Source organism: Lachnoanaerobaculum sp. OBRC5-5 (assembly GCF_000296385.1).
Taxonomy (GTDB): domain Bacteria; phylum Bacillota; class Clostridia; order Lachnospirales; family Lachnospiraceae; genus Lachnoanaerobaculum.
Map to the genome: position 1 here is coordinate 1852380 of NZ_JH815185.1, position 12400 is coordinate 1864779.

Consider the following 12400-nt stretch of genomic DNA (forward strand, 5'->3'; position numbering starts at 1 on the left):
TTATTATTCCAATGCTCTTTCCAGATCCTTTATCAGATCGTCGACATTTTCTATTCCGACAGAAAGTCTTAAAAATGTATCTGTTATTCCAAGTCTCTCTCTTACCTCTACCGGTACATCCGCATGTGTCTGTATCATGGGGAAGGTAATCAAAGACTCTACTCCGCCAAGACTTTCCGCATATTTTATTATTTCAATTTTTTCAAATGCATCTCTTGCAGTTTTGGCAGTATCCGTTGTGAATGCAATCATTCCCCCAAAGCCTCTTGACTGAGATTTGTTTATCTCATATCCCGGATGCTCAGACAAACCTACATAATATACATTTGTAACCTTTTTATTTGTTTTTAGGAAATTTGCAATCTTTAATGCATTTTCCTGTATTCTGTCCATTCTTACTGCCAATGTTTTCAGTCCTCTAAGTACAAGGAAGCTGTCAAAAGGTGAAAGGCTTGGACCGATTGTCTTATACATAAATCTGATTTTTTCAGATAATTCTTCATTTGCAGTACATATAAATCCTGCCAAAGTATCATTGTGACCTGCAATATATTTTGTACCGCTGTGGATAACAATATCCGCACCGAGCTTTATCGGGTTTTGAAAACACGGACTTAAAAATGTATTGTCAACAATCAATAAAAGATTATGTTTCTTTGCAATCTTTGCCATCTCTCTTATATCTGTAACAAGCATTGTAGGATTGCTTGGTGTTTCAATAAATATAGCCTTTGTATTTTCATTTATTGCGTTTATTACATTCTCAGGATTTGTTGTATCGACATAGCTGAATTTTCTGCCTCTGTCAATTCCAAGTGTATTAAAGAGTCTGGTACTTCCGCCGTAAATATCCTCCTGAGATATTATGTGATCACCTGCATTAAAAAGCTCAAGCACCAAAGAACATGCCGCCATTCCGGTAGAGGTAGCCACCGTATCATAAGCACCTTCCATAGCACTTATGCAGTCCTCAAGCTCCGTTCTTGTAGGATTTGATTGACGTGAATAGTCATATCCTGTACTTTCGCCTACTCCCGGATGAGAGAAAGTAGCCGTCTGGAATATCGGCACCGTCATTGCACCGTATGCATGAGCATTCTTATCTTCATTTGGACTGTGTACACATAATGTTTCAATATTCATAAATTCACCTGACTTTTCTAAAAACTATTATTAACAATAGGAAATATTTTACAATCTCATATTTTCCCGGTCAATAAGATGTTTTCTTGCTCTGGTTATAAGGAAAGACTATATCTATAAATTATACTTATTCTTATAAGCGATAATAGCGGCTACCGTCTTTGAATCCTTCAATTCACCCTTGTAAATCAAATCCACCAGATCTTCAAGTGCCCACTCTTCCACATCAATGCTCTCATCTTCATCAAGATGCTGCTCACTCTTAATAAGATTTTTTGCCACAAAGATATCAATTTCCTCATCTCCGAAGGCCACCATAGTATCAATTCTTATCAAGAACTCAAGCTCATCAGGTGAAGCAACTTTATAACCGGTCTCTTCTTCAAGTTCTCTGAATGCACATATTCTTCCGGGCTCATCCTTTGAATCAACCTTTCCTGCGGGAAGTTCAAGAGTATATCTGTTAAGCGCATTTCTGTACTGACGTACCAGAAGTATCTTTCCGTTTTCAAGTACAGGTACTACCGCAGCCGCACCGTTATGTTGTATATAATCCCATACGGCTTTTCTGCCGTCTATCAACATATGGTCTTTATAGACCTTTACTATTGCCCCCTCATAGGCAAGCTCTCTTTTTTCCCTGATTATATCTCCCATGCTTTCTCCTTATCCGACTTTAATGTATCAGCCATATTGTTTAAAAATTCAATCGCCTCATTAAGGCCCTCACCTGTATAATCAAAATACCGGTATTTTTTCTTATCATCTTCAGTATGGTCAAAATTAAAGGGCTCAGGCCATACTGTCAGTTTCAGCTTGGCCTCGCCCCTCTTATCCTTTGGCGTAAAATTTACCTTTTCAAGCGGATCTCTTCCCAGCCTGAATCTTACGCCCTCCAGACTTCCTGTGAAATATTGGCCATAATCATAATATCCTATATTTAACAAATCACCTTTTTTTAACATAAAAACATATCTCTCAAATCTTCCACATTCTTTACAATGTAATTTGCGCCTTCAAACTCCTCCAAGCCGCCATAACCGTAAAGTACTCCGATACTCTTAAGACCTGCATTACCTGCACCTACTATATCATGGCTCTTGTCTCCCACCATTATAGCAAAGCCCCTGTCCATTATTTTGTTTGTTTCCAGCACATACTCAATCACAGCTGTCTTTGTGGCTCTCTTTGTGTTAAAATCTCCGTCTGAGCCGCCTACAAATGTAAAGTATTTGTCCAGCCCGAAATGCTCTATAACTCTTTTTGCCTCTCTTTCAGGCTTTGAAGTCGCCAAATAAAGCTTATATTCTTTTGACAGACTATCAAGCATCTCTTCTATACCGTCATAAAGCTCACATTCAAATATACCTACAGTTCTGTAATAATCATGAAATACATCAAGCGCTTCCTTATATTGCTCCAGACTGAATCCGTAAAAATTTGTATAGCTTTCAACCATCGGAGGCCCAACAAACTTTTTTAAATCATCAAGCTCTTCATATATACCGAAGTGCTCGAGTGATTTTTGTACACCCTTTGTGATACCGAGATCCGACCTTACTATAGTGCCGTCCAAATCAAATAAAATATGCTTTTGCTTCATTACTGCTCCTTAACTAAAGAAGGCTTTAACTTCAATCCCACCTTCTCAATTCTCGCATGATCCATTTTCTTTACTGTCAAAATAATATTGTCAAATGTGATAACTTCTCCCTCTACAGGCAGTCTTCCAAGCTTCTCCATTATGATTCCCCCTATAGACTCATACTCCTCGGAACTCAGTTCCAGTCCTATTCTGTCATTGACATCATCCAGATTTGTAGATCCGTCTATAAGGTACTCCGTTTCGGAAATCTTTGTTATACCTTCATCCTCATCCGCATCAAACTCATCTCTGATTTCACCTACAATCTCTTCAAGCATATCTTCCAGAGTAATCAGTCCTACAGTTGTACCGTATTCATCCAGCACTATTACTATATTGGCACCTGTCTTTCTCATATCCACCATAAGTGATGAAGTCTTTTTATATTCATAGGTATAAAGAGGTTCTCTCAAATGCTCCTTTACAGAAAAATTCTCCTTATCCTCTATCAGCAAGAAGTCTTTTACATTAAGTATTCCGATAACATTATCAGGGCTTTCTTCGTACACCGGTATTCTGGTGTATCTCTCTTCTCGAAAGATTTTGAGTATCTCTTCATAAGAGGATTCTACAGACACCATCACCATATCGACTCTCGGAAGCATTATATCTCCCGCAACCGTATCTCCGAAGTCCACCACATTTACAATCATCTTCTTTTCTTCTTTTTCAATAACTCCGTCCTCATGGCTGACCTCCACCATTGCTCTAAGCTCGTCCTCTGTCACCATATTATTGTCATCATTATTTTTAACGAAAAGGGAAATAACAATTCCCGCCACCTTGTTTACCACATAGATTACAGGTGTCAAAATAACAACCAATACGGAAATAATTCCGATATATTTTAATGCAATATTCTCTGCATTCTTTGATGCTACATTCTTAGGTGTGATTTCACCGAATACCAGTATAAGGAATGTCAATATACCTGTAGCAATACCTACCAGACTGCTGCCGAACATCTTTAATGTAAGTGTCGTGGACAGTGCCGAAGCGGAAAGGTTTACTATATTATTTCCAATCAAAATAGCGGAAAGCATCTTATCCGTATTTGCTGTGATTTCCAAAACCTTTTCAGCTCTTTTATCACCGTTTTCCGCCAAATTTCTTATTCTTAATTTATTTGAAGTCATGAGGGCTGTTTCAGCAGATGAAAAGAATGCTGAAGCAGACAATAATAATACCAAAATGACTAACTGTAATATGTCACTCGTTTCCAAAATTTCTCCTATAATCGAATTACTCTTCTTCGGATACAATATCCGGCAATATTTCTTTTGTTTTTTTCTTTACTCCGAAAGGCATTATCAGACTGCCAAACAATATAAATATATCCCCCAGATTAAAAATCACCTTATCGGCACCCTTAGTCTTTATGCGTATATAATCCACCACATAGCCTCTTGTAAATCTGTCAAAGATATTGCTCAGTGAACCTGCAATAATAAGGATTAGAGATAACTTTCTGATATTATTTCCTTTTTTAGGAAGTAAAACAGACAGTACTCCCACCAGTATTGAGGTAATAAATACCGGAACATACTTTACTATTTTCTTCTTTTTCTTAAGCTTTCCGAATACAAAGCCGTCATTGTGAAATTTATCTATTTCTATCTTTTTTGCAAAAGTTCTCGGCAGTTCTTTTTTGTCCATTGAATTTACTGCATATTTCAAAACTATATCAAGACCTGCAAGTATCGGTATCAAAACAGCAAACATATATCCTCCTATATATTTCTGAACACTATATTCGGACTGCCCTTATGCTCCAAATAATCTCTTGTAATAATAACTTTACCGATATTTTTATCCTTCGGTGTCTCATACATTATATCGAGCATAAACTCTTCAATAATGGATCGAAGTGCTCTCGCACCCGTATCCTTTTTCATAGCCTGTTCGGCAATCCAATCCATCGCATCATCATCAAATGAAAGCTCCACTTCATCCAGCTCCAAAAGTCGCTTATACTGTTTTAAAATAGCATTCTTAGGCTCTATAAGTATCTTTTTGAAAGCCTCTTTATCAAGCTTTGAAAGAGTACATATAACAGGCAGTCTTCCTATAAACTCAGGTATCATACCGAATTTTCTGATATCCTCATTTGTGACCTTTGCATAGAGATTTTCATCATTATCATATTTATCTTTAAGATCCGAATTAAATCCCATGCTTGTATTTTTTTGTAGTCTTTCCTTTATAATATCATCAAGCGCAGGGAAGGCTCCACCGCATATAAAGAGTATATTATCAGTGTTTACAGTTTCCATAGGTGCCATAACATTCTTTTGATTTGTACCTACAGGTACCTCTACCTTGCTGCCTTCCAAAAGTTTTAAAAGCTCCTGTTGTACGCTCTCACCGCTTACATCTCTGGAATTTGTGTTTTTCTTCTTTGCAATCTTGTCTATCTCATCTATAAATACGATGCCGCATTCAGCTCTTTCCACATCATTACCTGCTGAAAGTAAAAGCTTTGATATAACACTTTCTATATCATCACCTATATATCCAGCCTCTGTAAGAGAAGTTGCATCGGCTATAGCCAAAGGCACATTAAGAAGTTTTGCAAGTGTCTTTACCAGATAAGTCTTTCCGCTTCCCGTCGGTCCAATCATCAGGATATTTGACTTATCAACTCTTGTTCCTTCCTTATCTTTGTCTAAAAATATTCTTTTGTAATGATTGTATACTGCAACAGAGATTATCCTCTTGGCCTGATCCTGTCCTATTACATATTCATCCAGCATTTCTTTTATTTTATGTGGCGCAGGTATATCCTTCATTGTAAAGAGAGGCTCTGTTCTCTTTTCATCTCTTTTCTTGACTCTGGCTCTTTCGGGTATGGGGTTCAAATTCATATTCGGTATTGTAAAGCTGCCAAGGTCCACATTTTTTAAATCATCCATATTGATTTTTGACATATTGGTAAGCTTACTCATATCCATACTCTGCATAGAGTTGAAGGTTTTCTGTATACAGTCGGGACAGATATCTATGCCGCCCGGCATTGAAATCATTGTACCGGTCTTTGATTCCGGTCTCCTGCACATATAACAAATCTTTTCATAATTATTATTTTTATCATCTTTATCGTTTTTATTATAATCTATCTTGTCTTCCATTTTTCCATTCCTAATGTTTCAAACAGTTTTATGTTATTCTAGCACAAAAAGAAAAAATGTGCCATATTAGGGAAATACGGCACATTTTTATATTTATAAAACCTTACTGAGGAAGGTCTTAAGTCTTTCATTTTTGGGATTTGTGAAGAATTCCTCAGGTGCATTCTCTTCCACAAACTCACCTTCATCAAGGAAAACCACTCTGTTTGCCACCTCTCTGGCAAAGCCCATCTCATGTGTTACCACTACCATGGTCATCTTCTGCTGTGCAAGATCCTTCATAACTGTAAGCACTTCTCCTACCATCTCGGGATCAAGGGCTGAGGTAGGCTCATCAAAAAGCATTACATCAGGTTTCATGCAAAGTGCTCTGACTATAGCAACTCTTTGCTGCTGTCCGCCTGAAAGCTTTGAAGGATATTCATTTGCTCTGTCCGCAAGTCCTACTTTTTCCAAAAGGCTCATGGCATACGCCGTTGCAGACTCTTCGTCAACACCCTGAAGCTTCATAGGTGCTATAATCAAGTTTTTAAGAACTGTCATATGTGGGAAAAGGTTAAACTGCTGGAAAACCATTCCCATTTTTTGACGGTGTAAATCTATATTTACATCTTTTTTACATATGTCCGTTCCTTCAAACAATATCTCACCGCTGCTTGCTTCCTCAAGTCTGTTCAAACATCTGAGAAATGTTGACTTACCCGAACCGGAAGGTCCGATAAGACATACTACATCTCCTTTATTTATATCCAGAGATATATCTTTAAGTACCTGCTTTTTATGAAAATGCTTGCTTAAATTTCTTACTTCAATAAGTTTTTTACCTTCCACTTCTAGCCAACCTCCTCTCAAGTAATTTTACCAAATAGCTGAAAAGCATTACCATGATAAGATAGAGTAGAGCAACCGCAAGGAAAGGCATCATTGCCGAATATGTTTTGCTTCTTATAACATCTCCCGCCTTTGTAAGATCATCCAAAGCAATATAACTTGCTACCGAGGTCTCCTTCATCAAAACTATAAACTCGTTTGCAAGAGTAGGCAATATATTCTTTATAACCTGTGGCATTATTATAGTTATCATTGTTTGAGGATAACTAAATCCCAAACTTCTTCCGGCTTCCATTTGTCCTTTCGGTACTGAGTTTATACCCGAACGGAATATTTCTGCCTGATATGCTCCCGAGTTTATACCGAATGCAAGTATTGCGGCAAAGCTTTTATCTATTCTTACAGAACTGAATATAACAAAGTATATTATAAGGAGCTGAACTACTACAGGTGTTCCTCTTATTACTGTAATATAAATATTGCAAAGGAAGTTTAAAAACTTCAACTTCTTTGTATTATCGTATATATTTCTTACAACAGCCACTCCAAACCCCAGTATAAAACCAAGGATTACGGCAAAAAATGTAATCTTTAATGTGACGGCAAGTCCGTTTATGAGTAAAAGCCATCTGTTATCCGTTATAAAATTTAAAATAAATTGTGATTTTAACTCTTCATACATATTAATTAGCCTTGATATATTTTGCAATAATGCTGTCCACTGTTCCGTCAGCCTTTAACTCTGAAAGTGCCTTATTAACCGCATCTAAAAGTGCTGTATTACCTTTTTTGATTGCAATGGCATATTCCTCTTCTGCATATGCCTCGTCTAAAGTCTTAAGTCCGTTTGTCTCTTCAACAAACTTCTTTGCCACCTCACTGTCGATAACTACCGCGTCTATCTTTCCCTGGCTGAGTGCCTGAACCGCATCCATACCCTTTGCATATCTCTCAACAGTTGCACCCTTTATATCACTAACCAGGATATCTCCTGTAGTACCTGTCTGTACACCGAGTGTCTTGCCTTCAAGATCCGCACCTGAAGCTATAGTCGAATCATCTTTTACTATGATAAGCTGCTTTGATGTTGTATATGTGTCTGAAAAATCAACACTCTGCTTTCTCTCCTCTGTAGCTGAAATACCTGCAATACCTACATCAGCTTTACCCGATGTTACCTCAAGGATAACGGAATCAAATGCTATATCCTCCACTTCAACTTCAAGTCCGAGCTTCTTGGCAACTTCTTCCGCTATCTCCATATCAATACCTACAATTTTATCACCGTCGTGGTACTCATATGGTGGAAACTCCGCATTTGTTGCCACTATAAGTTTTCCTGACTGTATAGTTTTTACTTCTCCTGAAGCTGTATCTGCCGCACTCTCATTTGCAGCCTTTGTTTCGGCAGTCTTTGAACCGCCACATGCTACCAAACTTGTTGCCATCAATCCCGATATAACCAATGCTAATATTTTCTTCTTCATAATATCCTCCATTTGTATATTTATCAATCACTATTGCATAATAATACACTCTTTTTCATAAGAATGCAAGAGTATTTTTAAAAATAAACATAGGAAAAGACTCCAACTCTGTATTTTTATAAGGTTATAATCCTAACCATAATAGTCCATACAAAATTAGAGTCCTAAATCCCAGCGTTTCATACCCCATAAATGCAATATATTTTCTCAGCTTATACTGCTGCTGAAGTCAAATATTTTTCCATCTCGTTCACGGCATGTTCTTCATCATTACCGTCTGCTGATATGTATACCTCTTTGCCATCACCAAACTTCAATGTCATCATGCCCATGATACTTTTTGCATTTACTTTTTTAGTACCACTTTCCACATAAATCCTGCTTTCAAACTGGCTGGCCACCTGTACTAGCATAGCTACCGGTCTGGCTTCAGTTTTTGCATCAATTGCAACCTTAACTGACTTCCTAACCATTTTCTCTCCTTACTTGTTCTCTTAACTGGCTTGCGATGTTTGAGAGTTTACGCAACCTATGATTAACCCCACTTTTCCCGAGCTGTGGACTAATCATTTTTCCAAGTTCCACCAATGAAGCATCAGGATTTTCCAGTCTGGCATTGGCTACCGCCTCCAGATTTGATGTCAATTTATCAAGTCCCATCATCTCTTTAATAAGTTGTATATCCTCAAGTTGAGAAAGTGATGCTGAAACCGTTTTATTTATATTTGCAGTCTCGCAATTCACTTTTCGATTTACATCGTTTCGCATTCCTTTTAAGATTCGAATATTTTCGAAACTCATAAGCGATGTAGGTGCTTCCATCAGACCAAGTGCCAAAGATATTTGCTCACTGTCCTTTATGTATACTACATAAGCTTTTTTCCTTACAGTAATCTTTGGTAAGAGTGACAGGTCTTCCATCAATTCCTTTAAAATGAGTGCATTCTCCATAGTCGAACATACTATCTCAAGATGATATCCCTTCTCAGGATCTGTTATAGAGCCCGAGGAAAGAAATGCTCCTCTGAAAAAGGCCTTTTTACAACATGAATTCAGTAAGACTGTATTACTGCCAAGCGGCAAATTATCAATCAACTCTTGATTTTTAAGAAGCTTTATAGCTTTAAGCACTTCTTTGGCTCCTGCGCTGTCTACAATGCTTACAGAATATAGACGTTTACGCCTAACCAATGTACTATTGCTTATCACTACATCTGTATTAATATTAAATGTTTTTTTTATTAATGTAAAGTACTTTCTGGCAAGTCCTGAAAATTCAGTGTTTATTTTTAAAGACAATTCACCACTTTGTGATAAAGAAACAGTACCAATGAAGTAAACAATTGCCAAAATTTCTGCAAGTATGCAATGCCTAACCGTAGGATTTATCCTTGCGATTTCATTTTTCACTTCTGAAGAAAATGTCATCCGCTCTCCTATCTTTGTGAAATTCTTGAAATATTTTTGCCCATATCTCTGTGTTCCAGTCTGACACCGATACCCTCTATATTATCAAGTCTTTCTTTAAGAGCCGCCGCAATAGCTACCGAACGGTGTTGTCCGCCTGTGCAACCTATGCCTATTACCAAAGCGCTCTTACCCTCATCAATATATCTGGGTATCAGAAATTTAATCATATCATCCAGCTTGTCAAGAAAAATATCCGCATCATTATTTGAGAAAACATAATCCGAAACTTCCTTTTCTTCACCTGTTTTCAGCCTGAGCTTTTGATCGTAAAAAGGATTCGGTAAAAATCTTACATCAAATAACAGATCGGGATCATCAGGTATACCGTACATATATCCGAATGAAAGCACTGTGACAAAAAGGTTATTAAAAGACTTTCCGTCAACATAGATTTTTTTAAGTTCCTGTTTCAACTCTTTAGTCAAAAATCTGCCTGTATCAAGTATTCTGTCCGCTCTCTCTCTTAAAAATGCCAATCTTTCTCTCTCAAGATTTATTCCGTCTATAAGTCTGCCCTCTGCGGCTAAAGGATGATTTCTTCTTGTCTCTTTATATCTTTTTATCAATGTTTCATCATCCGCTTCAAGAAAGAGAATTTCCATATTGATTTTTTTATGGCTGAGTTCATCAAATACTTCCTGTAATCCGTTAAGTCCGCTTCTGATATCGATACCTAAAGCTATGCCCTTCATACCTCTTTCGGATTCGATTGTAAGATCTACAAAGTTTAACAAAAGTTCTACCGGCAAATTGTCGACACAGTAATATCCGAAATCCTCAAACATCTTTAATGCAACAGTCTTACCTGAACCGGACATTCCTGTTACAATTATCATCTTCATATCAAATCATCCTTACTTCACATTCAAGTTTTACACCGAACTTTTCACATACTTCTTTCTTTATATGTTCTATCAGCTTCTTTATATCATCAGATGAGGCATTGTCATAATTTATTACAAAACCGCAGTGTTTTTGAGATACTGCGGCACCTCCGAGCCTGAAGCCTCTAAGTCCGGCATCATCTATAAGTTTACCTGCAAAATACCCTTCAGGTCTCTTAAATGTTGAACCTGCACTGGGATACTCCAGCGGCTGTTTTTCACTTCTCCTGTTGTTTAAATCCTCTATTTGTGCTCTTATTTCATCCTTGTTGCCATACTCAAGTTTAAGCTTTGCAGCCAGTACAATCTCTTTATTTGCTAAAATATTACTCTTTCTGTAACCCAAATCAAGTTCTGAAACATCTTTCCATTTAATGCTTCCGTCAGCACAAAGCACCTTTACTTTCGTCAGTACATTTGACATCTCTCCGCCATATGCACCTGCATTCATTACTATCGCACCGCCAAGGCTTCCCGGTATACCGCAGGCAAATTCAAATCCTGTAAGTGAATTTTCCATAGCATAGTCACTTATCTTATCAAGTCCCACTCCGGCACCTGCTTCTATAATATTGCCCTCATGTGTAATACTGTTATTCAAACAAACCGTGGAGATAATCACCCCGTCATATCCTTTGTCATCAGCCAGTATATTACTGCCTTTTCCAAAAATATAATATTTTAAGTTTCCTTTTTTTATTATATCCATACATCGGCTCAGTTCTTCCTCAGTGACGGGAGTCAGAAAATAATCACACTCCCCTCCTACTTTAAAAGTAGTATGCTTTTTTAACAATTCACCTGTTTTGCAATTTTCACCAAGGATACTTTTAAAATCCATCTGCATTTTGTCTCCGCTACTATTTTAATATCAATCTTTTCCGGCTATATTTGCCTGTACTCTGTTGTAGAGTTCCTTTGCCGCATTGTATCCCATCTGCTTCTGTCTGTGATTTACAGCCGCGGTTTCTACAATGATTGCAAGGTTTCTTCCGGGTCTTACAGGTAAAACATGACATACAACCTTATTTCCCAAGTACTCTATATAATTATCCTCAAGTCCGAGTCTGTCATAGTCCTTATTTTGTACCCAATCTTCAAGCTGTATTACCAGATCGATGGACTGGGTATCCTTAACGCTGAGTACACCGAATAACGCCTTTACATCTATAATTCCTATTCCCCTAAGCTCAATAAAATGCTTGGTTATATCAGGTGCCGTTCCTACCAAAGTCTGCTGTGACACCTTTCTGATTTCAACAACGTCATCGGATACAAGTCTGTGACCTCTCTTTACAAGTTCAAGAGCCGCCTCACTCTTTCCGATACCGCTGTCTCCGGTTATAAGTACTCCTTCACCGTATACATCCACCAAAACACCATGTATGGAAATAACAGGAGCCAATTGTACATTAAGCCATCTTACAAGCTCTGCGGTAATATAAGTTGTAGACTGTTCAATGCCGAGACATGGTACACCGTAATGTACACAGTAAGAAATCATATCCTCATCCGGCTTTATTCCTCTTGCATATAATACACATGGAACCTTATATGAAAGCAGCTTATCATAGGTTTCCTTTCTCTTTTCGTCATTTAATGTCTGAATAAATGCATTCTCCACATTACCTATTATCTGTACTCTTTCACTGTCAAAATGATCAAAGAAACCTGCCAACTGTAATGCCGGTCTGTTTATATCAGGATGCTTCAATATTATAGATTCCGTATCTATATCCGGTGTGAAGTTTTCCAGATTCAAATCCTTTATTAGTTCCTTGATTGTTACGTTTTCTCCCATAGTACCTCCTA

General features: G+C 37.6%; 15 protein-coding genes. All 15 read right to left on the reverse strand.

The features are described 5' to 3' along the window. Positions 1-3: 3 nt before the first annotated feature. Complete coding sequence (locus HMPREF1135_RS08760; RefSeq protein WP_007594309.1) at positions 4-1143, reverse strand: trans-sulfuration enzyme family protein; 1140 nt, start codon at positions 1141-1143, stop codon at positions 4-6. A 114-nt stretch (positions 1144-1257) separates the two neighbouring features. Further along, entirely contained in the window at positions 1258-1800 is a 543-nt protein-coding gene (locus HMPREF1135_RS08765; RefSeq protein ID WP_007594311.1) for an NUDIX domain-containing protein, read from the reverse strand. Beyond that, positions 1788-2108 carry a hypothetical protein gene (locus HMPREF1135_RS08770; protein WP_007594312.1) on the reverse strand — a complete coding sequence of 107 codons (321 nt, stop codon included), beginning with the start codon at positions 2106-2108 and terminating at the stop codon, positions 1788-1790. Before HMPREF1135_RS08770 ends, HMPREF1135_RS08765 begins: the two co-directional genes overlap by 13 nt. Beyond that, a complete protein-coding gene (locus HMPREF1135_RS08775) occupies positions 2102-2746 on the reverse strand; it encodes an HAD-IA family hydrolase (protein ID WP_007594321.1) in 645 nt (214 codons plus the stop codon). Before HMPREF1135_RS08775 ends, HMPREF1135_RS08770 begins: the two co-directional genes overlap by 7 nt. Next, positions 2746-4011, reverse strand: a complete 1266-nt coding sequence (locus HMPREF1135_RS08780) for an HlyC/CorC family transporter (protein WP_007594322.1) — start codon at positions 4009-4011, stop codon at positions 2746-2748. Before HMPREF1135_RS08780 ends, HMPREF1135_RS08775 begins: the two co-directional genes overlap by 1 nt. A gap of 19 nt (positions 4012-4030) precedes the next feature. After that, positions 4031-4510, reverse strand: coding sequence for a signal peptidase II (locus tag HMPREF1135_RS08785; protein WP_007594324.1), 480 nt, complete (start codon positions 4508-4510; stop codon positions 4031-4033). 8 nt (positions 4511-4518) lie between these two features. Continuing rightward, on the reverse strand, positions 4519-5916 hold the full coding sequence (clpX, locus tag HMPREF1135_RS08790) for an ATP-dependent Clp protease ATP-binding subunit ClpX (protein WP_007594326.1): 1398 nt from the start codon (positions 5914-5916) through the stop codon (positions 4519-4521). Positions 5917-6009: 93 nt separating this feature from the next. Continuing rightward, complete coding sequence (locus HMPREF1135_RS08795) at positions 6010-6747, reverse strand: amino acid ABC transporter ATP-binding protein (protein ID WP_007594329.1); 738 nt, start codon at positions 6745-6747, stop codon at positions 6010-6012. Next, a complete protein-coding gene (locus tag HMPREF1135_RS08800; protein ID WP_007594330.1) occupies positions 6737-7429 on the reverse strand; it encodes an amino acid ABC transporter permease in 693 nt (230 codons plus the stop codon). The genes HMPREF1135_RS08795 and HMPREF1135_RS08800 overlap by 11 nt, the downstream gene beginning before the upstream one ends. A gap of 1 nt (position 7430) precedes the next feature. Further along, positions 7431-8234 carry a basic amino acid ABC transporter substrate-binding protein gene (locus HMPREF1135_RS08805; RefSeq protein WP_007594337.1) on the reverse strand — a complete coding sequence of 268 codons (804 nt, stop codon included), beginning with the start codon at positions 8232-8234 and terminating at the stop codon, positions 7431-7433. Positions 8235-8446: 212 nt separating this feature from the next. Continuing rightward, complete coding sequence (locus tag HMPREF1135_RS08810; RefSeq protein ID WP_007594339.1) at positions 8447-8707, reverse strand: HPr family phosphocarrier protein; 261 nt, start codon at positions 8705-8707, stop codon at positions 8447-8449. Further along, positions 8700-9662, reverse strand: a complete 963-nt coding sequence (gene whiA / locus HMPREF1135_RS08815) for a DNA-binding protein WhiA (protein WP_007594340.1) — start codon at positions 9660-9662, stop codon at positions 8700-8702. Before whiA ends, HMPREF1135_RS08810 begins: the two co-directional genes overlap by 8 nt. An 8-nt stretch (positions 9663-9670) precedes the next feature. Continuing rightward, entirely contained in the window at positions 9671-10546 is an 876-nt protein-coding gene (gene rapZ / locus HMPREF1135_RS08820; protein ID WP_007594342.1) for an RNase adapter RapZ, read from the reverse strand. A 1-nt stretch (position 10547) separates the two neighbouring features. After that, positions 10548-11429 (reverse strand): UDP-N-acetylmuramate dehydrogenase, encoded by an 882-nt coding sequence (gene murB / locus HMPREF1135_RS08825; RefSeq protein ID WP_034243472.1) that lies wholly within the window; start codon positions 11427-11429, stop codon positions 10548-10550. A 30-nt stretch (positions 11430-11459) separates the two neighbouring features. Beyond that, entirely contained in the window at positions 11460-12389 is a 930-nt protein-coding gene (gene hprK / locus HMPREF1135_RS08830) for an HPr(Ser) kinase/phosphatase (RefSeq protein WP_007594346.1), read from the reverse strand. Between the last annotated feature and the right edge of the window lie 11 nt (positions 12390-12400).

Excerpts from the sequence above, each read along its gene's own strand:
- HMPREF1135_RS08760 (WP_007594309.1), bottom strand. The coding sequence starts at position 1,143 with ATGAATATTGAAACATTATGTGTACACAGTCCAAATGAAGATAAGAAT.
- HMPREF1135_RS08765 (WP_007594311.1), bottom strand. The coding sequence starts at position 1,800 with ATGGGAGATATAATCAGGGAAAAAAGAGAGCTTGCCTATGAGGGGGCA.
- HMPREF1135_RS08770 (WP_007594312.1), bottom strand. The coding sequence starts at position 2,108 with ATGTTAAAAAAAGGTGATTTGTTAAATATAGGATATTATGATTATGGC.
- HMPREF1135_RS08775 (WP_007594321.1), bottom strand. The coding sequence starts at position 2,746 with ATGAAGCAAAAGCATATTTTATTTGATTTGGACGGCACTATAGTAAGG.
- HMPREF1135_RS08785 (WP_007594324.1), bottom strand. The coding sequence starts at position 4,510 with ATGTTTGCTGTTTTGATACCGATACTTGCAGGTCTTGATATAGTTTTG.
- clpX (WP_007594326.1), bottom strand. The coding sequence starts at position 5,916 with ATGGAAGACAAGATAGATTATAATAAAAACGATAAAGATGATAAAAAT.
- HMPREF1135_RS08800 (WP_007594330.1), bottom strand. The coding sequence starts at position 7,429 with ATGTATGAAGAGTTAAAATCACAATTTATTTTAAATTTTATAACGGAT.
- HMPREF1135_RS08805 (WP_007594337.1), bottom strand. The coding sequence starts at position 8,234 with ATGAAGAAGAAAATATTAGCATTGGTTATATCGGGATTGATGGCAACA.
- HMPREF1135_RS08810 (WP_007594339.1), bottom strand. The coding sequence starts at position 8,707 with ATGGTTAGGAAGTCAGTTAAGGTTGCAATTGATGCAAAAACTGAAGCC.
- whiA (WP_007594340.1), bottom strand. The coding sequence starts at position 9,662 with ATGACATTTTCTTCAGAAGTGAAAAATGAAATCGCAAGGATAAATCCT.
- rapZ (WP_007594342.1), bottom strand. The coding sequence starts at position 10,546 with ATGAAGATGATAATTGTAACAGGAATGTCCGGTTCAGGTAAGACTGTT.
- murB (WP_034243472.1), bottom strand. The coding sequence starts at position 11,429 with ATGGATTTTAAAAGTATCCTTGGTGAAAATTGCAAAACAGGTGAATTG.
- hprK (WP_007594346.1), bottom strand. The coding sequence starts at position 12,389 with ATGGGAGAAAACGTAACAATCAAGGAACTAATAAAGGATTTGAATCTG.